Below are 22325 nucleotides of genomic sequence, written 5' to 3'. Positions count from 1 at the left end.
CGTGCCGTCAGGGCGCGCTGGTGTGGGTCAGGGTCTCCCAGCCGATGAAGTGGTCGGCCCCGAACGGGCTGTGCGCGGCCACGTACCGCCCGGTCTGCGGCATCGCCACGCCCTCGCGCAGGTGGTACTCGTTGTACGCGAGTTGGACGGCCGGGCCGAGACCGGTCTTCGGCGAGCCGTCGCAGAGCCAGTTCGGTACTTTCGCGCCGTTCTCGTACGCGGTGTGGAACTCCAGGGCCTTGACCAGCCGTTCGCGCCCCTCGCCCCACAGGTCGAGGCCCTGGAGCCGGGCGGTCTCGGCGGTCTGGGCGGCGGCCTCCAGGCCCCAGCCGGTGTGCCCGAAGTCGCGGCAGGTCTCCTGCGACAGCCCGTCCACGAAGGTCGACTGGTCGGACCAGTACTTCACCAGCGCGGCCTTGCCCTCGATCCCGGCTTTGGGCGGCGGCACCGGCAGGGCGCCGTCGGAGGACAGGTAGACGTAGGCGGGCAGGCGCTTGCGCCACATGCCGGCGGCCTGGTCGAACAGGCCGCGGTCGTCGAGGAAGACCGCGATGCCCATCAGGGCGTCGGTCTCGATCAGCTCCCAGTTGCCGTTCTTGCGCGGGCTGCCGGGCGACAGCAGCGGCACGTAGACGGTGCGCAGCATGGCGGCGAAGCGGTCGATCGAGGCGGTCGGCCAGCCCGCCCCGGAGTGGCGGATCAACTCGGCGGCCCGGGACCAGTTGTTGCCCGACCAGCCGGTCTGCAGCGGTGCGTTGCTGTTGGTGTGCTCCTGGATCACGGCCGACCAGGCGTCCATGATCTCGATCGCCTTGTCGGCGTACCGCTGGTCGCGGGTGAGCACCCACTGCAGGGCGTGGGCGTAGGCGGCCATCGCGTCGTTGCGCTCGTCCGAACAGCCGTTGTCGGGGTGGGAGCGGGACCCGCACTCGACGGTGGCGCGCGGCCGGGGCCGCCAGTCCAGCGAGGCGTACGTGCTCGACCGGAGGTCGGCGAAGGCGGACGTCCAGGGTTCGGCCCCGGCCGCCAGCTTGCCCTTGAGGAAGGCGAGTTGCTGGTCGCCGACCAGCACGCCGGGGTGCCGGAAGGCGGCCCGGGCGCCGTGCGCGGCGGGTGCGGCGGCCCCGGCGGGTGTGGAGGTGAGCGGGAGCAGGGCGGCGAGTGCCGCCGCGGCGATCAGTGTCCTGGTGCGGCTACGGCCCATGGGGAGCTGGTCCTCTCGCGGGGGGAGGCGGTCGAGCGCTGATGCCATGTTAGGAAAGTTGCCTAACATGAGAAGTGAACCACCAACCCCCGCGTGCGCCAAGAGGACCGGCTCCGTTCACCGCCGCACCCGTAGGCGTGCGTTCCGCATTTATCGCCTGTTGATCGTCGGGGCGTAACGTCGGACTCATGAACGAGATAACGGCCGAGTGGCCGGGGGCGGCGCCCGAGGGGCGGATGACGGAGCAGGACACCGAGCGGTTCCGGGAGTTGCTGGCGCGCTTGGAGAACTCGCTGGCGGCGGACCGGACGGCGGACCGGGCGAGGCGCCGGGCGGCGGCCGGGTCCGATGCCTGACGGGCCGGAGCGGCGCCCGGTGGTGGTGCTGCCGCTCTGGCGGCGCGGTGAGTCGTACGGGCCGGCGGACCGGCCCGGGGTGCCGCGGGGGCGCTCCGGGCCGGTGGCGGTCGATCAGGTGACGGCGTCGCCGCTGCCGTCGCTGCCGCCTCTGCCGCCGGCGGCGCGGTGGAATCCGGACCGCTGACGGTACGGCACGTCAGCAGCTGCAGTCACAGCAGTCGCAGCCGTCACAACAGCTGCAACCGTCGCAGCCATCGCAACCGTTGCAGCAGTTGCAAGGATCACAGCAGTCGCCGCAGTCGCAGTCGTGCCGCTGGCACCAGCCCTCCCGGCGCTCCCGGCTGAACGGGTCGTTGTGGTCGCAGCAGAGCAACTGGCAGGTGCAGGCCATCAGCGCCCACACCGCGCAGCCGGCCAGCAGGTTGCGCGGTCGCGGCGGCTTGGCGCCGATCGGGGTGAAGCCGGGGCCCTGGGGCACCCACGGCGGGAGCGGGGTCTGGCCGGGATCCTGACCAGGGGTCTGCCCGGGCGGCGCCTGGCGCGGCGGCGCGTCGTGCGGGTGCTCCCCGGCGGTGGCGTGCGGGTGCCCGCCGGTCGTTGCGTGCGCGGATCCGTCGGGGGCGGACCCGCCGGCGACGGGTCCGGCGTTCCGGGTGCGGCAGGCGGCCGCGTGGGCGGCCGGGCCGAAGACCCGCTCGACGGCCCGCTCGGTCTCGTGCGCGAGCAGCAGGTGCACCAGGGCCCGGTCGGTCAGTTCGACCTCGCGCAGCGCGAGCCGGATGCCGTGGACGGCGTCGCGGCACAGGCGTTCGGCCTCGGTGAGGTCGGTGCCGGTGGCGGTCAGCGGGTTCCAGGCGCCGCCGGCGGCGTCGGCGGCCTGGTCCTCGGCGGCGTCGAGGAGGTGGGCGAGCCGGCCGAAGAGCCGGCCGGCCTCGGCGAGCGGGGCGGCGTTGCCGGGGCGCCCGGCGAGGACGGCGGTGTGCGCGAACGCGGCCGAGGTGGCGGTCTCGGTGGGCTCGGTGACCAGCAGGACGGAACCGCCGGGCGGCAGTGACCGCTCCAACTCGCCCTGTCGGGAGGCGGCTTCGAGCAGCACGCCGGTGTCGAAGCCGACCGCCGAGGCGCTGCCGGCACTCTTCCGGTCCCACCGCCGGGTGACCGCGCGGGCCCCGACGGCGACCGGGCGGCGGCCGAACAGGCCGTCACGGTCCTCGACGTGGTCGCGGATCTTGACCGAGGCGAGGGCGAGCGAGACGGCGGCGGCGAGTCGGGCGCCCTCGCCCCGGGCGACGGAGGCGGTGCGCATGCCGCGCAGCGGGCAGGGCCCGGCGGTGCGCCGCCAGGAGGCGTCCTCGCGGGCGGCCTGGGCCTCGACCAGGACCGAGATGATCAGGCCGTCGTAGTTGGTGGCGGTGCGGGCGAGTTGGCCGTGGTCGTCGCGCAGCGCGAGGCAGAGCCCGCACAGGTGCGCCAGCCACGATGCCTGAAGCCGTTCGGACAGCCGGTGCTTGCACGGTCTGATGATGCCGAACATGATTCCCCCTCGCCGGTGGGCCGCTGACCAGCCCTGATCCGCCGAACATCATATGATCACCGCCCCTCCCGGGCCGAGGGGCGGAGGAGCCGAGGCGTCGGAGGAGCCGAGGAGCCGAAGCCGAGGAGCGGAGGAGCCGAAGGGTCGGAGGAGCCGGAGGAACGGGAGAGGGTGCGAGGAGCACAGGGGCGCGCAGTCGAACGCAGCGCGCAGTCCCGGCCGAATCCACGCCGCCCGCCCTTCCCCACGCCCCGCCCGCAGCGTCCCGCGCCCCTGGGAGTGATCTCATATCCGGGATAGCATCGCGAATATGGGAATCGAGACGGCCGCCGACGAGCGGCTCGCCAACCGGCTCGCCGAATTGAGACTGGAACGGGGCTGGACGCTGGAGGAACTGGCCCGGCTGGCGGACGTCAGCCGCTCCACGCTGTCGCGCGTCGAACGGGCCGAAGTCAGCCCGACCGCCGCGCTGCTCGGGCGGCTCTGCGCCGTCTACGGGCGGACCATGTCCCGGCTGCTCGCCGAGGTCGAGTCGGCGCCGGCCCGGCTGGTGCGGGCCGCGGACCAGCGGATCTGGCGGGACGAGACCACCGGCTTCGTCCGCCGCTCCGTCTCCCCGCCGCACGGCTCGCTGCGCGCCGAGATCGTCGAGGGCCGGCTGCCCGCCGGCGCCGACATCGCCTACGACCGCCCCTGCGTGGCGGACCTGGAGCACCACCTCTGGGTGTTCGAGGGGGTGTTGGAGCTCACCGTCGACGGCGAGCGACACCTGCTCGGCCCCGGCGACTGCCTGCGCTACGTCTCCGGAACCAGCCGCTTCCGCGCCCCCGGCCCGGACGACGCCCGGTACGCCCTGGTGGTGGTGGAACCGTGAGGCGCCCGAAGACCCGGATAGCCGCCGCGCCCCGCGAGCGCTTCGACGCCGCCGGGCGCCGCGTCCTGCTGGTCTGCGTCGCCGGCGGCTTCACCACGCTGCTCGACCAGTCCGTCCTCAACACCTCCATCCCGGCCCTGCGCGAGAGCCTGCACGCCCAGCCCGCCCACCTCCAGTGGATCGTCGCCGGCTACTCGCTCGCCTTCGGCCTGGCGCTGATCCCCGGCGGGCGGCTGGGCGACGTCAGGGGCCGCAAGTGGCTCTTCGTCACCGGCCTCGCCCTGTTCACCCTGGTCAGCCTGGTCTCGGCGACCGCCACCGCACCCGAGGTGCTGATCGCGGCCCGGCTGCTCCAGGGCGTGGGCGCCGGGCTCGTCAACTCGCAGATGATCGGCACCCTCCAGGACGTGTTCGACGGCCAGCTGCGGGCCCGCGCCCTCGGCATGTACGCCGTCACGGGCGGCCTGGCCTTCGCGCTCGGCCCGCCGATCGGCGGCGCGGTCCTGGCGGCGGCCGGCCCCGAGCACGGCTGGCGGCTGACCTTCCTGCTCAACGTGCCGTTCGGACTGGCCACCGTCGCGCTGGCGGTGCGTCACCTGCCCAGGCCGCGCCCGAGTGCCCGGCACGCCGACCTCGACCTGGTCGGCCTGCTGCTGGTCGCCGCGCTCACCCTCGCCCTGATGCTGCCGTTCGTCCAACCGCCCGGCTGGACCGGCTGGTTGGCCTTCGTCGCCGTCGCCGTCCTGCTGCTCGGCGCGCTCGCCTGGTGGCAGCGCCGCTACGCCCGCTCCGGCGGCCACCCGCTGATCCACCCGGCACTCACCCGCTCTGCGCCGTACGCGCTCGGCACCGTGACCGCGATGGCCCAGTTCGGCTCCTCGCTCGCCGCCGGACTGGTGCTCACCATGTTCCTCCAGGACGGCCTCGGGCTCTCCCCGATGGGCGCGGCACTCGTTGCGCTGCCCTCGGCGGTGGCCATGGGCGTCGCCTCCGCGCTGGCCTGGCGGGTGGTGCAGCGCTTCGGGCGGCGCACCGTCACCGCGGGCATGACCGGCTCCGCCCTGGTCATGCTGGCGAGCGGACTGGTCGCGCACTGGGCGCCCGCCGCCGTCCTGCCCTGGCTGCTGGCGCTGCTGCAACTGTTCGGCGGCGCCTCGATCGGCGTGATGGGCGCCACCAACCAGGCGTACGTGCTGCGCCACGCGCCCGCCGAGGCGGCCGGGGTGAGCGGGGCCATCCTGCAGATGGCGCAGCGGATCGCGGCGGCGGTCGCGGTCTCGGCGCTGTCCGGCGTCTACCTGCGGCAGACCGCCGGGGGCGGCGACCACCGCTCCGCCTACCTGGCCACCAGCGTGGTGTGCGCGGCGGTCGCCGCCCTCGCCGTCCTGGCCTCGGTGTTCGCCGGCCGGCGGGCGGCCCGGGAGGCGGCCGGCGAGCCCGTCGCGGTGAGCCGTGGGCGAACAGCGGTCCGCTGAGTTCTGTCCGGCGCAGGCCCGCAGTTACGGTGGCGGGCATGACCGAGAACCGGATCGTGGACCTGCCCGAGGTGGCGCTCGCCTACCGTGAGAGCGGCCCGCCGGACGGCCCGGCGCTGGTGCTGCTGCACGCCCTCGGGGAGCGCGCCACGGACTGGGACGTCGTCCTGCCCGCCCTCGCCCCCGGGCACCGCGTGTACGCGCTCGACCTGCGCGGCCACGGCGACAGCGGCCGCACCGCCCGGTACGGCCTGGAGGAGATGCGCGACGACGTGCTCGCCTTCCTCGACGCGCTCGGCCTGGTGCGGGTCGACCTGGTCGGCCACTCGATGGGCGGCGTGGTCGGCTACCTGGTCGCCCAGGCCCGGCCGGAGCGGATCGGCCGGCTGGTCCTGGAGGACATCCCGGCACCGCACCCGCGCCCGGTCGGTGTGGTGCCGGACGCGCCGGACGAGCCGGTGCACTTCGACTGGGCCGTGGTGAAGGCCGTCAAGACACAGGTCGACACCCCCGACCCGGCCTGGCTGGCGGGGATGGCCGGGATCACCGCCCGCACCCTGGTGGTCGCGGGCGGCTCGGCGAGCCACGTCCCGCAGGAGCGGCTCGCCGAGCTCGCCCGGCTGATCCCGGACTGCCGGATGGTCACCATCGAGGCCGGGCACCTCGTGCACAGTGCCCGGCCCGACGAGTTCGTCGCCGCGGTGGCGCCGTTCCTGTCCGCCTGACGCGGACGTCCTGACGCGGACGTCCTGACGCGGACGTCCTGACGCGGACGTTCTGACGTGGACGTCCTGACGCGGACGCCTCGGGGCGGACGCGCCGGTCAGACGCCGAACTCGGCCGGCAGGCGGCCGGCGCGCACCGCCGCGACCAGGTCGGCGTGGTCTGCCTCGGTCCGGTCCGCGTACGCGACGGCGAAGGCGGCGACCGCCTCGTCCAGCGCCTCGCTCCTGCCGCAGTAGCCGGCCAGCAGGCCGGGGTCGGCGGTGTGCGCGTGCGCCCGGGCCAGCAGGGCGCCGGTGATCCGGGCGTAGTCGTCCAGTTGGCCCGGCAGCAGCGCGGCCGGGTCGACGCTGCCCTTGCGGTTGCGGAACTGCCGGACCTGGTAGGGGAGTCCGTCCACCGTCGTCCAGCCCAGCAGGGTGTCGCTGACCACCTGCATGTGCTTCTGCCCGAGCACCACCCGGCGGCCCTCGTGGCCGTCCTGACCGGCCACCGGGTGGCCCGCGCGCTCCAGGTACGGCAGCAGCACGGACGGGCGGGCCTCCTTCACCTGGAGCACCAGCGGCTGGTCCCGGTGGTCGGTGAGCAGCACCACGTACGAGCGGGTGCCGACGCTGCCGGTACCCACCACCCGGAACGCCACGTCCTGCACCCGGTAGCGGGACAGCAGGGTGCGCACCTCGGCGGGCACCGTCGCCACGTACGGGCCGAGCGACTGCGCGACGGCCCGCGCGGTCGCGTCGGTCACCTCGGTGAGCACCGGCGGAGCGGCCGTGAACCGCCGACCGCCGTCCGCCGTACGGGTGGTGCTGCGGGCGGCGAATCTGGCGCTGGTGTTGCCCAGCGCCTTCGCGCCGACCTTGCGCAGCACCTCGGCCAGGTCGTGCGCCTCGGTGAAGGAGACCAACTGCTCGTCCGCGACGGCGTTCCAGGCGTCCAGCGCGGGCAGCTTGGCGAGCGTGCGCATCGTGCGGCGGTAGGAGCCGGCCGCGTGCTGGGCGGCCTCCCGGGCGGTGGTCTCGTCGGCCCCGGTCTCGCGGCCGGCCAGCACCAGGCTCGCGGCCAGCCGCTTGAGGTCCCACTCCCACGGGCCGGGCACGGTCTCGTCGAAGTCGTTGATGTCCATCACCAGTTGCCCGCGGGCGTCCCCGTACAGCCCGAAGTTGGCGGCGTGCGCGTCCCCGCACAGCTGGGCGCCGACCCCGGTGGCCGGGGTGCCCGCCAGGTCGGCGGCCATCAGCCCGGCCGAACCGCGCAGGAACGCGAACGGCGTGGCGGCCATCCGCCCCACCCGGATCGGCACCAACGCGGCGATCCGGCCCGCGTTGGACGCCTCGATCGCCTCGACGGCCGTCGGCCGCCCGGGCCCGGGGGAGAACTCCGCGTGCCGCTCCCGGGGAATCCGCCCGCGCAGCGCCTTCCCCCGCTCCCGCGAACGCCCGCCCCGCCCCGACGCGAACCCGGCCACCGCGAACGCCCGCCGCCCCTGCGGCGCGGCTCCGTCCACGTCGGCCACGGCCCCGTCCGCCACCTCGGTCACCTCGGTCACCTGCGTCACCGTTCCCCACCCGTCCCTTCCGGCTCCCACCCGCCCGCGACCTGCGCGAACGGTTCTGCAGGGGGAGTGACGTCCGACGCCTGACGACGGTTCCTGAGCCCGGCGGACGCGAGGCGGCAGCCGCCCGTATCCTCGGGGCACGGCCCGCCGTCGAAGGCCGGGCGCGGAGTCGGTCGGGACCGGGGGGACAGCGGTGAGCGACGGGGGGAGAGCCCGGCGGGGCAGGCCCACGGTGAACGACGTGGCGGCGCTGGCGGGTGTGTCGATGGCGACGGTGTCGCGCGTGCTGGCGGGCGACTACCCGGTGGCCGGGGCCACCCGGGAGCGGGTGCTGCGCGCGGTGCGGGACCTCGACTACGTCGTCAACGCGCAGGCGCGGGCGCTGGCCGGCCGGCGGTCCCGGACGGTGGCGATCCTGCTGGGCAACCTCGCGGCGCCCTTCCACAACCGGGTCGCGCACGGTGTGGAGCGGCAGGCGGTGGACGAGGGCTGCCTCTGCCTGGTGGCGGCGACCGACGACGACCCCGACCGCGAACTGACGCTGGTCGAGGAGATGCGGGCGCGCGACGTGGAGGCCGTCGTGCTGGTGGGCGGGGTGGAGGACAGCCCGGGGTACCGCTCCCGGATCGCCCGGCTGGCGGGCATCCTGGACGCGGCCGGCTCCCGGCTGGTGCTCTGCGGCCGGCCGGCTCCGGGGGATCAACTGCCGCTGACGGCCGTGCACTACGACAACGCGGGCGGCGCGCGGGCGGCCGTCGACCACCTGCTGACGCTGGGCCACCGGCGGATCCTCTTCCTCGGCGGACCGGCCGTGACCACCACCACCCGGGAGCGCCTCGCCGGGTACCAGGCCGCGCTGGCGGCCCAAGGCCTGCGCCACCCGGCCGAATTGACGGTGGAGGGGTGCCATACCCGGGACGGCGCGCGGGCCTGGCTGCGCCGCCGTCTGGCCCAGGGCCCGCCGGACTTCTCGGCGGTCTTCGCGCACGACGACGACGTGGCGGCCGTCGTGCTGACGGTCCTGCGGGAGCACGGGATCTCCGTGCCCGAACAGGTCTCGGTGATCGGCTTCAATGACCTGCCCGGGGCCGAGGATCTCAGGCCCGGCCTGACCACCGTGCGCATCCCGCACCTCGACCTCGGCCGCACGGCGCTGCGCCTCGCGCTGCACCGCCCCGGCCCCGAGCCGCAGCGGGCCGTCCTCGCCACCGAGCTGGTGCCCCGCGGGTCGACGGGGCCGGTCGGGTAGCCGGCCCTCCGGTAGCAGGCTCTCCGGTCGCGGGCCGTGCCGGAAGCGTTGTCCTCGCGATAGAAAGCGCTTACTCTCCCGTCAGACAAGGGAGTTCGCGAGGAAGGACGGCCCGATGGACAGCTCGTGGACGAAGACCGGTGACCCGGCGTCGATACCGCTCCTGAGCAGGCGCGGACTGCTCAGGACCAGCGCCGCCGCCACCGCCGCGGCGGCCGCGTGGTGGCTCGGAGGGCCCACCGAGGCCCGGGCCGCCGACAACTACGACGCGATGCGCGCGGCCTGGTCCGAGCAGCTGACCGGCACCGGGTACGACCCGGCCGCGCCGCCGTTCGCCCGCGCGCTCACCGCGCTGGGCGACCAGGCACGGCGCCACCAGGCCGCGTTGAGCCCGCAGGCCGGGTCGCTCTGGCCCGATCTGCCGGTCGGCTCGGCCTCCGCCGCCGTCACGTCGACGGTCGGGCGGCTGCGGCTCATGGCCCTGGCCCTCACCCGGCCGGCCACCGGCTCGACGGGCGACCCAGGCCTCGGCGCCGCCGTCGCGACCGGCCTGGACTGGGTGCTCCAGCGCGCCTACACCGCCACCACCACGTCGTACGGGAACTGGTGGGACTGGCAGATCGGCGCCCCCCAGGCCCTGCTGGACGTGTGCGTGCTGCTCGGCGACCTCCTGACGGCCGAACGGGCGGCCGCGTGCGGTGCGGCCGTGGACCACTTCGTCCCGTCCTCGGTGGTCGACAAGTACACCGGCACCAGCACCGGGGCCAACCGGGTGGACCTGTGCCGGGTGCTCGCGCTGCGCGGTGTCATCGGCCGCTCGGCGGCCCCGGTCGCCGCCGCGCAGCGGGGGCTGTCACCGGTGTTCCGCTACGTGACCACCGGCGACGGGATCTACGCCGACGGCAGCTTCGTCCAGCACACCTGGGTGCCGTACACCGGCAGCTACGGCGAGGTGCTGCTCGGCAGCCTGAGCCGGCTGCTGCGCCTGCTCGCCGGTACGCCCTGGGCCGTCACCGACCCCGCGCTGCGCAACGTCTTCACCGCCGTGGACCGGGGGTTCCTGCCGTTCCTGTTCAACGGCCTGGTGATGGACGGGGTTTCGGGCCGTGCCGTCAGCCGCGGCGTGCAGGCCGGCGACGCGCGGCGGGCCCGCCTGGACGACCACGTGCGCGGCCACGCCCTGCTCGGGGACGTCCTGCGGCTGGCCGACTCCGGGTCGGTGCCGACGGCCCAGGCGGAGGCCTGGCGCGCCGCCGTGAAGGGCTCCCTCCAGCGCGACCAGGTGCTCCCCTACCTGTCCAACGTCCTCGCCGACATCCCCGAACTCGCCCGCGCACAGGCCCTCCTGGCGGACTCCGGCACCCGGGCGGCGGACGAGGGCACGGGCAGCCGGGTGTTCACCATGGACCGGGCCGTCCACCGCCGGCCCGGCTGGAGCGCGCAGCTCAGCCTGTCCTCGTCCCGGACCGCCTTCTACGAGTGCGGGAACGGCGAGAACCTGCGGGCCTGGCACAGCGGCAGCGGAATGCTCTACTGGTACGGCGGCGAGCAGGGCGACGAACAGTACAGCGACTCCTTCTGGCCCACCGCCGACCCCTACCGGCTGCCCGGCACCACCGTGTCGACGCGCCCGCTGGCCGACGGCGCCGGGGGCGACTGGGGCCAGGCCCGCCCGGCGACCGCCTGGGCGGGCGGGGCGAGCGACGGCGACCGGTCGGTGGTCGGCCAGGACGTCCGGGGCCTCGGATCCACCCTGGTCGGGCGCAAGTCCTGGTTCTGCCTGGACGATTCGATCGTCTGCCTCGGCGCGGGCATCGGCTGCACCGACGGCGTCGCCGTCCGCACGACCGTCGACCACCGCAACCTCGGGGCCCGCGAGGACCGGGAGTTCGTGCTGGATGGCGTCCGCCAGCCCGCCGACCCCGGCTGGAGTCGGCGGGCCGACGGCGTCCGCTGGGCGGCGCTCGCCGGGTCGGGCGCCTGGGTGTTCCCCGACGGCGCCACCCTCGACCTCGCCCGCGAACGGCGGACCGGGGCGTGGGCCGACATCAACCGGGGCGGGGCGCCCGACCCGATCACCCGGACCTACCTGTCGATCGGCCTCGACCACGGCACCGACCCCGTCGACGGGACGTACCACTACGTGCTGATGCCCGGGGCCGGCCCGGACCAGGCGGCGGCCCGCGCGGCGGCCCCGACGGCCACCGTGCTCGCCAACACGGCCGACGCCCAGGCGATCAGCGCGCCCGGACTCGGACTCACCCTCGCCAACTTCTTCGCCCCCGGCACCGTCGGCCCGCTGACCGTCTCCGCCCCCTGCTCCGTCCTGCTCCGCGAGAACGGCGGCGACCTCTCCGTCACCGTCGCCGACCCCACCCGGAAGGCGGCCACCGTCCAGCTGACGATGGCGCTGGACGGCTACCGGCTCGCGAGCGGCGGCACCGGCATCACGGTGCTCTCGGACTCCGGGCCGCTGGTGCTGCGCTGCGCGGTGGCGGGCACCGGGGGAGCGAGCCTGTCGGCGGTCTTCCGGCGGAGCGCCGCCTGACGGAGCCGGCCGCCGAGGTCAGCGCACCGGGACGGGCCTTACTGGCCGACCCGCCCGTCGAGGCACTCGCGCAACAGGTCGGCGTGCCCGCAGTGACGGGCGTACTCGTCGATCCTGTGCACCAGCAGCTCTCGCACCGCTATGCCGCTCTTCCCCAGCCGCGTGCCCAGGTCCGGGTGCGCGGCCAGGGCGGCGTCGGTCGCGGCCTGTTCGCGGGCCAGGTCGGCGAACGCCGCGTCGACCTCGGCCTGCTCGGCGACGGCTCCGTCGAAGTCCGCGTCCCGCTTGCCGTAGAGCTTCGGCAGCGGATCACCGTCGCTGATCCAGCCCCGCCAGTCCCGTTCCACTGCGGCGAGGTGCCGGACGAGGCCGAGCAGCGACATCGTCGACGGCGGGACGGACCGGCGGGCCAGCTGCTCCGGGTCCAGGCCCTCGCACTTCATCAGCAGGGTGTGGCGGTAGTTCGTCAGGAAGTCGTTCAGGGTGGGAAGTTCGCCGTCCGGGCAGACTCCCTCGCTGTTGCGGGGGTCGTCGTTCGGGTCGGCCCACATGTCGGGGTAGACGGTCGCCTGGGTCCATCGTTCGGGTTGGTCGCTCATGAGGGCCATGCTCGTTCGTACGGCCCCGAGCCGCCAGTGGGTTTTGCCGCGATGGGCGACGGTGCCTCAGGGCGTCGGCGTGGGAGCGGCGGCCGGAGGAAGGGGGCTGGGGAGGGCGCTCGCGCGGGCCGCGGGGTCGGTGACGACGCCGGTGCAGCTGTCGCCCTCCTTCTGGTGGCCGCACACCTGCAAGGTGGTGTCGCCGGGGCTCGCGTCGACCATCACGGAGTAGTTGTCGTAGCCCCAGTGGATCAGGGCGGTCTCCTGCCAGCCGTGGTTGGTGGTGATGGTGGCGCTGTCCCCGGGGGAGCCGTCGGTGATCCCCGACCAGGCGGCCCGGCAGCGCGGGCTGTAGTGGACGTAGAGGACGACCTTGCCCACGTTGCCGGTCAGCAGGGTGCGCTGGTCGACGTCACACCGCATGTCCTGGGGGTCCTTGCCCGCGCAGCCGACGCCCTCGCAGAGCGGCGCCGGCCCGGCGGTCGCCGCTGCCGTCGCCGCCGCCGTCTTCGGCGGGAGCGTCGCCGCCGATGCCGTGCCGTTGCCGCCGTGCGGGCCGCGCAGGTACAGGGCCGCGAACAGGATGAGCACGGCGGCCACGGCGGCTCCCACGCCTGCCGCCGGCCGCCGCCACGGGGCGGGCCGCGGCGAGGCGGGGGCGGCGTCGGGGGCTTCGGCCGGCGCTGCGGGCGCGGGCGCCGGGGAGAGCGCCTCGTCCGTGTCGTGCGCGGCCTCGGAGGAGAGCACCTCGTCCGCGTCGCGCGCGGCCTCGGCCTTCCGCAGCAGGGAGGTGAGCAGATCGGCGTCGCACTCGACCGTGGCGATCAGGCCGGCTAGGGCCTGCGGGGTGATCAGGCGCTTCCCGTTCAACCAGCGTTCCCAGGAGGCCTTGCTGAGGTAGGTCCTCTTCCCGAGTTCGGCCAGTGAGATCCGGTGCGCGTCCTTGACCGCGCGCAGTTCCTCGGCCAGACGTCGAGCGGGTTCTGAAAGATCGTCAGGGAGCGGCTTCCAGGACTGACTCATCGCGGGTACCTCGGGCGGGTCGGCGGAGGATGCAAACTGATCCACTTTCGGATGATCAGTTTAATCGGTCGGCTTCCCTCGGCCACCGCCCGCAGCCCGGGGCGCCTTCGCGCACCCGGCACCGATCGCCTACCATCGCGGTCGGCCGCGTCGAGCGACGGGCGGGGCGACGGGCAAGGGCGATCCGAGAGGCGCGGAGCATGGGCGACGAGCGCGGCTACCTGCTGGACAACCGGCAGCGGGAGGCGGGTCGACGGTTCGAGGGCATCGCCGAGCTGTTCGACCCGTGGACGCTGGAGCACCTGGACCGGCTGGGCCCGGCCGACGGGCACCGCTGCTGGGAGGTGGGTGCGGGCGGCCCGGGCATCCCGCTGGCACTGGCCGAGCGGGTCGGGCCGGCGGGCCGCGTCCTGGCCAGCGACCTCGACACCAGCTGGCTGACCGGACTGCCCGCCGACCGCGTCGAGGTCCTGCGGCACGACGTCACCCGCGACCCGCTGCCCGACGAGCTGTTCGACCTGGTGCACGTCCGCCTGGTGCTGGTGCACCTGCCCGACCGGGCCGAGGTGCTACGGCGGCTGGCGTCGGCGGTACGGCCCGGAGGCTGGCTGGTGGTCGAGGACGCGGACCCGGCCCTGCAACCGCTCGCCTGCCCGGACGAGCACGGGCCGGACCAGGAGCTGGCGAACCGGGTGCGCCGGGCGTTCCGGGCCCGGCTCGCCGAGCGCGGCGCCGACCTCGCCTTCGGCCGCACCCTGCCCCGGCTGCTGCGCGAGGCGGGCCTGACGGACGTCGCCGCCGAGGCGTACTTCCCCGTCACCTCCCCGGCCTGTCGGGAGCTGGAGGCGGCGACGGTCCGTCAGCTCCGCGACCAGCTGGTCGGCCCCGACCTCCCCGCCGCCGACCTGGACCGGCACCTGGCCAACCTCCGCGACACCGAGCTGGACGTGACCACCGCCCCGCTGATCACCTGCTGGGGCCGGCGCCGGTAGGTGGCCACCGCAGGACGCTCAGTCCCCGGCTGGCTGGCCGGCCGGCCGGGTCGAGGCGACGGCGTAGCCGGTGAGCAGGGTGGTCACGATGTCGGTGAGGCGGAGTTTCAGAACTCGGAGCTGGGGGCGTCCGTGACGGGGCCGAGGTCGGGTCGGTCGCGCAGGTCGAGGGCTTCGCCGTGGCGGGTGAGTTCGAGGAGGATGAGGGTGTTGGTGCCCGGGTGCCAGAGCGGGGCGGGGGCGTAGAGGGTGCGCTGCGGGCCCTCGTCGGTGTAGCGGCCGAGGAGGAAGCCGTTGAGCCAGAGCAGGCCGCGGCCCCAGCCGGGGAGGGCGAGGAAGGCGTCGGCGGGGGTGTCGAGGTCGGTCTCGAAGCGGTGGAAGGCCGGGTCGCCGTCGGTGGCGGCGGTGGCCGGGTCGAAGGCCAGGCCGCTCAGGTCGGTGAGGGGGAGCGGGCGGATCTCCCAGTCGTGGAGGCGCTGGCGTTCGTGCGAGACGCCCCGCCGGATGCCCTTGCGGTCGTCGAGCTGGGGGCCGTAGTTGGTGCGGCCGAGCGCCTCGACCAGGATGTCCAGGGTGGTGCCGGCCGGCGCGGTGGCCAGCGGGAGGGTGGCGCCGGGGTCGTTGCGGTCGAGGGTGCCGAGGGGGCGGCCGTCGGCGAAGACCTGGGCGCGGTCGCCGAGGCCGTCGATGCGCAGCGGCAGGGTGGGGCGGGGGCCGGGGACGCGGGTGCGGTAGTGGATGAGGCCGAGGGACTGGCCGAGGTTCTCCATGGGTTCCGGGACGGGCCGGTGGTGCGGGGTGGCCAGCGCGTCCAGGGAGTCGAACAGGCGGGCCCGGCCGGTCCTGCGGTCGATGCGACGCGGGGCCAGGCGGGGCGGCTCGGCAGGGAGTTCGCCGTCGGGCAGGGGGAGGTACCGGCCGATGACGTCGCGCAGGGCGTGGAACTTGGCGGTGAGTTCGCCGGCCTCGCCGATGGGGGCGTCGTAGTCGTAGCTGGTGGTGGTGGGCTCGTAGCCCGGGGTGTCGGGGCTGGTGCCGGTGTGGTTGGCGCCGGACCAGAGGCCGAAGTTGGTGCCGCCGTGGGCCATGTAGAGGTTGACGGAGGCGCCGGTGGCGAGGAGTGCGTCCAGGGAGCGGGCGGATTCCTGCGGGTCGCGGACGTGGTGGGGCCCGCCGACGCGGTCGAACCAGCCGATCCAGAACTCCATGGCGGCCAGCGGCCCCTTGGGCTGCTGGCGGCGCAGCACCTCGAAGCGCTCGGGGGCGCGGGAGCCGAAGGTCGCGGTGGCGAGCAGGCCGGGGATCGCGCCGCCCTGCTGCATGAAGTCCTCGGCGCCGTCGGCGGTGAACAGCAGGCAGTCCACGCCGCGCGCGAGGAGGCCGTCGCGCAGGTGGGCGAGGTAGCCGGCGTCGGTGCCGTAGCTGCCGTACTCGTTCTCGACCTGGACGGCCACGACGGGGCCGCCGCGGCTCGCCAGCAGCGGCAGCAGCTCGGGCACGAGGGCGTCGAACCAGCCGTCCACGGCGGCCAGGAAGGCGGGGTCGGCGCAGCGCAGGCGCAGGCCGTCGACGGCGAGGAGGCGGGCGGGCAGGCCGCCGAACTCCCATTCGGCGCAGATGTACGGGCCGGGCCGCAGGATGACGTCCAGTCCGTGCTGCTGGGCCAGCCGAACGAACCGGGCCACGTCCCGCCAGCCGGTGAAGTCGGTCTCACCGGTGGGCAGTTCGTGGAAGTTCCAGGGGATGTAGGTGTCCACGGTGTTGACGCCGAGGGCGCGCAGGCGGCGCAGTCGGTCGTCCCAGAGCTCGGGGTGGACGCGGAAGTAGTGCAGGGCGCCGGCGACGATCCGGTGCGGGGCCCCGTTGCGGCGGAATCCGGAGTCGTCGTAGTCGAGTTCGATCGTTTCGATCATCGCGTGACCAGCTTTCGAGGGTGTGGCACGGGCTGCCAGGGTAGGCCAACGGCTACCGGTGTGGCGCGGTGGCCACGTGGGTGCGGTGGCGGTCGGCCACGGTGGCGAGGGTCTGCGCGCCGGGGGTGGCCCAGATCCGCTCGTTGAAGATCTCGACCTCGATCCAGCCGGTGTAGCCCGCCGCCGTGACCTGGTCGGTGAGGGAGCGGAAGTCGATGTGGCCGTCGCCGACGTGGCCGCGCCCGAGCAGGACGTCGGCGGGCAGCGGCAGCGTCCAGTCGCACACCTGGTAGGCGGCGATGCGGCCGTCCCGGCCCGCCCGGGTGAGTTGCTCGGGCAGCGCCGGATCCCACCAGACGTGGTAGCTGTCGACGACCACGCCGACCTGGGCGGCGGGGTGCGGCGCGGCGAGGTCGAGCGCCTGGCCGAGGGTGGAGACCACGGCGCGGTCGGCGCAGAACATCGGATGCAGCGGTTCGATGGCCAGTCGTACGCCGAACTGTCCGGCGTACGGGGCGAGTTCGGCGAGCAGGTCGGCGACCCGGGCGCGCGCGCCGGGCAGGTCGCGGCTGCCCTCGGGCAGGCCTCCGACGACCAGCACCAGGGTGTCGGTGCCGAGTTCGGCGGCCTCCTCGACGGCCCGCCGGTTGTCGTCGAGCGCGGCGCGGCGGCCTTCGGGCCCGGCGGCGGTGAGGAAGCCGCCCCGGCAGAGGCTGCTGACGGTCAGGCCGCTGTCGCGGACCAGCCGGGCGGCGCGGGCCGTTCCGGTCTCGGCGACCTTGTCCCGCCACAGGCCGATCGCCGGGATGCCCGCCTGCGCGCAGCCCCGGACGGCCTCGGGCAGGGACCAGTGCTTGGTGGTGATCTGGTTGAGCGAGAGCCGTTCCAGGCCGGGGGCGGCGGCGCCCCGTTCGGCGGGGTGAGGTGCGGTCATGCCGACCACCCGGCCAGGGCGAGGTAGCGGCGCATCCGGTCGGCCGCGAGGTCGGGGTCGGGGAGCACCCCGGCGGCGTCGGCGAGCCGGAGCAGTTCGACGAGGTGCGGTACGGACCGGCCGCTCTGGGCGCCGGCCACCATGGTGAAGTGCTCCTGGTGGCCGGCCAGGTAGGCGAGGAAGACCACGCCGGTCTTGTACTGGAAGGTCGGCGCCGCGAAGAGGTGCCGGGCCAGCGGCAGCGTCGGGCCGAGCAGCGCGTCGTAGCGGGCGGTGTCGCCGGCGTCCAGGGCGTGCAGGGCTGCCGCGGCGTGGCCGGCGATCGGGTCGAAGACGCCGAGCAGGGCGTCGCTGTGGCCGAGTTCGTCGCCCTTGATCAGTTCGGGGTAGTGGAAGTCGTCGCCGGTGTAGAGCCGCACCCCGGCGGGCAGGGCGCGGCGCAGCGCGACCTCCCGGTCGGCGTCCAGCAGCGACACCTTGATGCCGTCGATCCGACCGGGGTGTTCGCGGATGAGGGTGAGGACGGTGTCGGTGGCTGCGTCGAGGTCGGCGGAGCCCCAGTAGCCGGCCAGTGCCGGGTCGAAGGCGGCGCCGAGCCAGTGCAGGATCACCGGCCGGGCGGACTGCCGGATCAGCCCGTCGTAGACGCGGAGGAAGTCCTCCGGGCCGCGGGCGCGGGAGTTGAGGGCCCGGCTGGCCATCAGGACGGGCTGCGCGCCGGCCGCCTCGACCACGGCGAGCTGCGCCTCGTAGGCGTCTGCGACTTCGCTCAGGGCGGCGGCCGTGATGTCGCTCAAGGAGCGTGCCGGGTCGGTGAGTTGGTCGGTGCCGACGCCGCAGGCGAGTCGGCCGCCGACGGCGCGGGCCGCCGCGCCGGAGCGGGTGATGAGTTCGCGGGTGGCGGCCCAGTCCAGGCCCATGCCGCGCTGGGCGGTGTCCATGGCGTCGGCGACGCCGAGGCCGAGCGACCAGAGGTGGTGGCGGAAGGCGAGGGTGGCGTCCCAGTCCAGGGCGGCCGGGGCGCCGGCGGCGTTGGCGCCGAGCGGGTCGGCGACGACGTGGGCGGCCGCGAAGGCCGTGCGGGAGGCGGGCGGGTGCGCGGGCAGGTCGAGCGGTGCTGGCTCGCGCAGCCGCAGCCGGCCGTGTCCGGGCAGGTCGAGTTCGGCCATCAGAGCACCAGCTCGGGGACGTCGAGCCGGCGGCCCTCGCGCGCCGAGCGCAGGCCGAGTTCGGCGAGCTGGACGCCCTTGGCGCCTTCCAGGAGGTCCCACGGGTAGGCGGAGCCGGTCGCCACGTGGCGCAGGAACAGCTCCCACTGCACCTTGAAGCCGTTGTCGTACTCCTCGTTGGCGGGCACCGGCTGCCACTGGGCGCGGAAGGGGTCGGTGGCCGGGAGGTCCGGGTTCCAGACCGGCCGGGGGGTGGTGGCCCGGTGCTGGATGCGGCACTCGCGCAGCCCGGCGACGGCGCTGCCCTCGGTGCCGTCGACCTGGAACTCGACCAGTTCGTCCCGGTCGACCCGCACCGCCCAGGAGGAGTTGATCTGCGCGACGACGCCGTCGGCCAGCTCGAAGACGCCGTACGCGGCGTCGTCGGCGGTGGCGGGGTAGGCCCGGCCCTGCTCGTCGACGCGACGGGGGATGTGGGTGGAGGCGTGCGCGTACACCGTGCGGACGGGCCCGAAGAGGTTGTCCAGCACGTAGCGCCAGTGCGGGAACATGTCGAGGATCACGCCGCCGCCGTCCTCGGCGCGGTAGTTCCAGGACGGGCGCTGGGCGCTCTGCCAGTCACCCTCGAAGACCCAGTAGCCGAACTCGCCGCGCACGGACAGGATCCGGCCGAAGAACCCGCCGTCGATCAGCCGCTTGAGCTTGCGCAGCCCGGGCAGGAACAGCTTGTCCTGGACGACGCCGTTGCGGACGCCGGCCGCCCGGGCGAGGCGGGCCAGTTCCAGGGCGGCGTCGAGGGATTCGGCGGTGGGCTTCTCGGTGTAGACGTGCTTGCCGGCGGCGATCGCGGCGCGCAGGGTGGCCTCCCGGGCGGGGGTCACCTGGGCGTCGAAGTACACCTCGGTGAGCGGGTGGGCGAGCGCCTCGTCGAGCGAGGTGGTCCAGTGCTCCAGGCCGTGGCGTTCGGCCAGGGCGCGCAGCTTGGCCTCGTTGCGGCCGAGCAGGATCGGTTCGGGCCAGAGCACCCGGCCGTCGTAGAGGTCGAGGCCGCCCTGCTCGCGGATGGCGAGGATCGAGCGGACGAGGTGTTGGCGGTGGCCCATGCGGCCGGTGACGCCGTTCAGGACGACGCCGATCACCTTGCGGTCCACGGGTGTTCTCCTTGCAGCTGGTGGTGTTGGTGCTGGCGGGGGCGCGGTCAGGCCGTGCAACTGGTGATGGGGAGGGGGCGCGGTCAGGCCGTGCGGTGGATGCCTTCGGGGTGGACGGCGTGGGCGAACGGCAGGCCCCGCGCGTAGCGGGCGAGCTCGTCGGCCGCGGCGGCGGCCATCCGGTGCAGCTCGCCGCCGAGCGAGCCGGCCACGTGCGGGGTGAGCAGGACGTTCGGCAGTTCGTACAGCGGTGAGTCGGCGGGCAGGACCTCGGGGACGGTGACGTCGAGGACGGCGTCCAGGCGGCCGGCGACGAGTTCATCGGTGAGCGCCTGCTGGTCGACCAGCGAGCCGCGGGAGGTGTTGACCAGGGTGGCGCCGTCGCGCATCAGGGCGAGCCGGCGGCGGTCCACCAGGTGGTGGGTCTCCGGCAGTTCGGGGGCGTGCACGGTGACCACGTCGGAGGAGGCGCACAGGTCGTCCAGGCCGACGGCCCGGGCGCCGAGCGCGGCGGCCTCGGCGGCCTCCACGTACGGGTCGTACAGCAGCAGGTCGAGGTCGTGCGGGCCGAGCAGTTCGAGCACCCGGCGCCCGATCCGGGAGGCGCCGACGACGCCGACCGTGCGCCGGTAGTTCCCGGCGGCGGCGTAGGCGCCCTGCCAGTCGTGCGGGGCGCGCCGGTGCCGGTAGTCCTCGCGGATCGCCAGCAGCCGCTTGTTGGCGAGCAGCACGGCGGCGACGGTGTACTCGGCGACGGGCAGCGCGTTGGCCCAGGCCGCCGAGGTCACCTGGAGGCCGCGCCGCCAGCAGGCGTCGGTGACGTGGTGCTTGACCGAGCCGGCGGCGTGGATGACGGCGCGCAGCCGGGGCGCGGCGGCCAGCACGGCCTCGTCCAGCGGCGGGCAGCCCCAGCCGCTGATGATGACCTCGGTGCGGGCCAGCGCGGCGGCGGCCTCGGGGGTGGCGAAGTCGTCCACGACCAGGTCGGGGTCGAGGTCGGCGAGGTCCGTGAGCCGCTGGACGGCGTGCCGGTCGAGCAGCCGGGCGGGCAGGGCGCGGTCCATCGCGAGCAGGGCGCGGGGCCGGCGGGCCGGGGCGGCGGGGGAGCGGATGTCGGCTGTGGTGGTGGTCATTTGACGCTTCCTGCGGTCAGGCCGGCCCGCCAGTGGCGTTGCAGGCCGACGAAGGCCGCCACCAGCGGGAGGACGGCGAGCAGCGAGCCGCTGACGACGAGGGGGTAGTACTCGGGGAAGGCGTGGGTCTGGGCGTTCCAGCTGAACAGGCCGAGGCTGACCGGGAAGAGCCGGTTGTCCGAGAGCATCACCAGGGGGAGGAAGAAGTTGTTCCAGATCGCGGTGAACTGGAAGAGGAACACCGTGACGAAGCCGGGCGTCATCATCCGCAGGCCGATCGACCAGAAGGTGCGCAGTTCGCCCGCGCCGTCCATCCGGGCCGCCTCCAGCACCTCCCCGGGGACGTAGCCCGCGCAGAACACCCGGGCGAGGTAGACGCCGAAGGGGTTGACCAGGGAGGGCACGAAGACCGCCCAGAAGGTGTTGACCACGCCGAGGTCCGAGGCGAGCAGGTACATCGGCAGGGCCAGCGTGGTGGTGGGCACCAGCACGCCGAGCAGCACCAGGCCGAACAGCTTCTCCTTGCCGGGGAAGGCGTGGACGTGGAACGCGTACCCGGCGCAGACGCAGACCAGGGCGCAGGCCAGTGCGCCGAGCCCGGCGTACAGCAGGGAGTTGAGGTACCAGCGGAAGTAGATGCCGTCCCCGGTGGTGGCCAGCGCGTGCAGGTTCTCGCCGAGGTGCCAGGTGGCGGGGGAGAGGGCGCGCCCGCCGAGCAGGTCGCCGGTGTTCTTGGCGGCGGCGGTCACCAGCCACAGCAGCGGCAGCAGGGTGTAGGCGGTGGCGAGGACGAGGGCGCCGTTGACGGCGGCCTTGGAGAGGCTCCACGGCCGGCGGGGCGGGTGGCTGCGGGCGGCGGAGCGCTGCCGGGGGCGGCGTCCGGGGGCGAGCGTGGTCATCCGGTGGCCTCCGTCCGGCGGTCCGGGCGCGGGCGGGTGGCCCGGGTGACGAGGAAGGACAGCGCGGCGGCGGCGAGCGCGAGCAGCACCGAGGCGGCGGCGGCCAGGCCGTAGTCGCCCCGGTCGAAGGCGGCGGTGTAGGCGTACATGCTGGGCGTCCAGGTGGAGACGACGCCGGGGGAGGCGCCGTGCAGGATCATCGGTTCGGTGAAGAGCTGGAGCGAGCCGATCAGGGTGAACAGGCCGACCAGCACGATCGAGGCGCGGATGAGCGGGATCTTGACGCTGACGGCGGTCCGCAGCGGTCCGGCGCCGTCGACGACGGCCGCTTCGAGGACTTCGCGCGGGACGGCCTGGAGCGCGGCGTAGAAGATGACCATGTTGTAGCCGGTCCACTCCCAGAGTGCGATGTTGACCACGGCGGGCAGTGGCGCGCCGAACGGGTCGGGGTGGGCGCCGCCGGCGTTCAGCAGGTCGATGACCGGGCTGATGCCGGGCGTGTACAGGTAGACCCAGATCAGCGCGGCGATGATGCCGGGCACCGCGTGCGGCAGGAACAGCGCCAGCTGGAAGAAGCGGCGGGCGCGGGCCAGCGCCGAGTCCAGCAGCAGCGCGAGGAGCAGCGCCAGCCCCGTCATCAGCGGGATGTAGAGCAGGCAGTACTGCGCGGTGGTCCAGAAGCCCGAGCGGAACGCCTGGTCGCCGAGCGCCCGGGCGTAGTTGCCGAGGCCGGTGAAGACCGTCTCGCCGCCGCCGAAGCCGAGCCCGGACCGGTGCTCGGTGTACAGGCTGAGGTGGACGGCGTAGCCGATCGGGACGAGCGTGCAGGCGGTGAACAGGAGCACGAACGGGGCGAGCAGGACGGCCGGCGCCCCGTACCGGCCCCGCCCGGCGGGGGGGGGGGGGCCGGGGCGGGCGCGCGCGGGGGGGGGGCGGGGGGTGTGTTAATATATCCCGGCCACCCGCACATCAGATCACGCCGGCAGGG

At 74.8% G+C, this 22325-nt stretch carries 19 protein-coding genes; 7 read left to right on the top strand and 12 right to left on the bottom strand.

What is annotated here, in order from left to right:
• Positions 1-7: 7 nt before the first annotated feature.
• The gene (locus ACFV6D_RS03430) at positions 8-1204 is read right to left on the bottom strand and encodes an alginate lyase family protein (protein ID WP_380339404.1); all 1197 of its coding nucleotides are present in this window, start codon (positions 1202-1204) and stop codon (positions 8-10) included.
• A gap of 188 nt (positions 1205-1392) precedes the next feature.
• On the opposite strand from ACFV6D_RS03430, the gene ACFV6D_RS03425 reads away from it, so the two are divergent.
• Positions 1393-1560 carry a hypothetical protein gene (locus ACFV6D_RS03425; RefSeq protein WP_159398569.1) on the top strand — a complete coding sequence of 56 codons (168 nt, stop codon included), beginning with the start codon at positions 1393-1395 and terminating at the stop codon, positions 1558-1560.
• A 199-nt stretch (positions 1561-1759) separates the two neighbouring features.
• Here the strand turns inward: ACFV6D_RS03425 and ACFV6D_RS03420 are convergent, their stop codons facing one another.
• Positions 1760-3097 (bottom strand): DUF5685 family protein, encoded by a 1338-nt coding sequence (locus ACFV6D_RS03420; RefSeq protein WP_380339406.1) that lies wholly within the window; start codon positions 3095-3097, stop codon positions 1760-1762.
• A gap of 310 nt (positions 3098-3407) precedes the next feature.
• On the opposite strand from ACFV6D_RS03420, the gene ACFV6D_RS03415 reads away from it, so the two are divergent.
• From ACFV6D_RS03415 to ACFV6D_RS03405, 3 genes are read left to right on the top strand one after another with little or no spacing between them, the layout of a single operon-like run.
• Entirely contained in the window at positions 3408-3971 is a 564-nt protein-coding gene (locus tag ACFV6D_RS03415; protein WP_063350572.1) for a helix-turn-helix domain-containing protein, read from the top strand.
• Positions 3968-5446, top strand: coding sequence for an MFS transporter (locus ACFV6D_RS03410; RefSeq protein ID WP_380339409.1), 1479 nt, complete (start codon positions 3968-3970; stop codon positions 5444-5446). The genes ACFV6D_RS03415 and ACFV6D_RS03410 overlap by 4 nt, the downstream gene beginning before the upstream one ends.
• A 38-nt stretch (positions 5447-5484) precedes the next feature.
• On the top strand, positions 5485-6171 hold the full coding sequence (locus tag ACFV6D_RS03405; RefSeq protein WP_380339412.1) for an alpha/beta fold hydrolase: 687 nt from the start codon (positions 5485-5487) through the stop codon (positions 6169-6171).
• Between the two features lie 98 nt (positions 6172-6269).
• On the opposite strand, the gene ACFV6D_RS03400 is transcribed toward ACFV6D_RS03405, so the two are convergent.
• Positions 6270-7709, bottom strand: coding sequence for a DUF2252 domain-containing protein (locus ACFV6D_RS03400; protein ID WP_380339534.1), 1440 nt, complete (start codon positions 7707-7709; stop codon positions 6270-6272).
• A gap of 250 nt (positions 7710-7959) precedes the next feature.
• Here ACFV6D_RS03400 and ACFV6D_RS03395 point away from each other — a divergent pair, with 250 nt between their 5' ends.
• Together ACFV6D_RS03395 and ACFV6D_RS03390 are read left to right on the top strand one after the other, a co-directional pair.
• Positions 7960-8976: a LacI family DNA-binding transcriptional regulator gene (locus tag ACFV6D_RS03395; protein WP_380558160.1), complete on the top strand. Its 1017-nt coding sequence runs from the start codon at positions 7960-7962 to the stop codon at positions 8974-8976.
• Positions 8977-9091: 115 nt separating this feature from the next.
• Complete coding sequence (locus ACFV6D_RS03390) at positions 9092-11524, top strand: polysaccharide lyase 8 family protein (RefSeq protein ID WP_380558158.1); 2433 nt, start codon at positions 9092-9094, stop codon at positions 11522-11524.
• A 38-nt stretch (positions 11525-11562) separates the two neighbouring features.
• Here ACFV6D_RS03390 and ACFV6D_RS03385 read toward each other — a convergent pair whose 3' ends face one another.
• Together ACFV6D_RS03385 and ACFV6D_RS03380 are read right to left on the bottom strand one after the other, a co-directional pair.
• The gene (locus ACFV6D_RS03385; RefSeq protein WP_380491261.1) at positions 11563-12123 is read right to left on the bottom strand and encodes a DinB family protein; all 561 of its coding nucleotides are present in this window, start codon (positions 12121-12123) and stop codon (positions 11563-11565) included.
• Between the two features lie 66 nt (positions 12124-12189).
• Positions 12190-13146 (bottom strand): DUF2690 domain-containing protein, encoded by a 957-nt coding sequence (locus tag ACFV6D_RS03380; protein WP_380558155.1) that lies wholly within the window; start codon positions 13144-13146, stop codon positions 12190-12192.
• Positions 13147-13346: 200 nt separating this feature from the next.
• Here ACFV6D_RS03380 and ACFV6D_RS03375 point away from each other — a divergent pair, with 200 nt between their 5' ends.
• The gene (locus ACFV6D_RS03375; RefSeq protein ID WP_380558153.1) at positions 13347-14138 is read left to right on the top strand and encodes a methyltransferase domain-containing protein; all 792 of its coding nucleotides are present in this window, start codon (positions 13347-13349) and stop codon (positions 14136-14138) included.
• 107 nt (positions 14139-14245) lie between these two features.
• On the opposite strand, the gene ACFV6D_RS03370 is transcribed toward ACFV6D_RS03375, so the two are convergent.
• From ACFV6D_RS03370 to ACFV6D_RS03340, 7 genes are all read right to left on the bottom strand, one after another.
• Positions 14246-16051, bottom strand: a complete 1806-nt coding sequence (locus tag ACFV6D_RS03370; RefSeq protein WP_380558150.1) for a beta-galactosidase — start codon at positions 16049-16051, stop codon at positions 14246-14248.
• Positions 16052-16103: 52 nt separating this feature from the next.
• Positions 16104-16985, bottom strand: a complete 882-nt coding sequence (locus ACFV6D_RS03365; protein WP_380558147.1) for a sugar phosphate isomerase/epimerase family protein — start codon at positions 16983-16985, stop codon at positions 16104-16106.
• Positions 16982-18154 (bottom strand): dihydrodipicolinate synthase family protein, encoded by a 1173-nt coding sequence (locus tag ACFV6D_RS03360; protein ID WP_380558145.1) that lies wholly within the window; start codon positions 18152-18154, stop codon positions 16982-16984. The genes ACFV6D_RS03365 and ACFV6D_RS03360 overlap by 4 nt, the downstream gene beginning before the upstream one ends.
• Positions 18154-19257 (bottom strand): Gfo/Idh/MocA family protein, encoded by a 1104-nt coding sequence (locus ACFV6D_RS03355; protein ID WP_380558201.1) that lies wholly within the window; start codon positions 19255-19257, stop codon positions 18154-18156. Before ACFV6D_RS03355 ends, ACFV6D_RS03360 begins: the two co-directional genes overlap by 1 nt.
• Before the next feature lie 131 nt (positions 19258-19388).
• Complete coding sequence (locus ACFV6D_RS03350) at positions 19389-20438, bottom strand: hydroxyacid dehydrogenase (RefSeq protein ID WP_079136126.1); 1050 nt, start codon at positions 20436-20438, stop codon at positions 19389-19391.
• Positions 20435-21337 (bottom strand): carbohydrate ABC transporter permease, encoded by a 903-nt coding sequence (locus ACFV6D_RS03345; protein ID WP_380339439.1) that lies wholly within the window; start codon positions 21335-21337, stop codon positions 20435-20437. Before ACFV6D_RS03345 ends, ACFV6D_RS03350 begins: the two co-directional genes overlap by 4 nt.
• The gene (locus ACFV6D_RS03340) at positions 21334-22197 is read right to left on the bottom strand and encodes a carbohydrate ABC transporter permease (protein WP_244293738.1); all 864 of its coding nucleotides are present in this window, start codon (positions 22195-22197) and stop codon (positions 21334-21336) included. The genes ACFV6D_RS03345 and ACFV6D_RS03340 overlap by 4 nt, the downstream gene beginning before the upstream one ends.
• Positions 22198-22325: the final 128 nt, after the last annotated feature.

It is taken from the genome of Kitasatospora sp. NPDC059812 (assembly GCF_042732075.1).
Taxonomy (GTDB): Bacteria; Actinomycetota; Actinomycetes; order Streptomycetales; family Streptomycetaceae; genus Kitasatospora.
The sequence above is the reverse complement of the archived record's forward strand: the minus strand, read 5'-3'. Positions and strand labels throughout refer to the sequence as shown.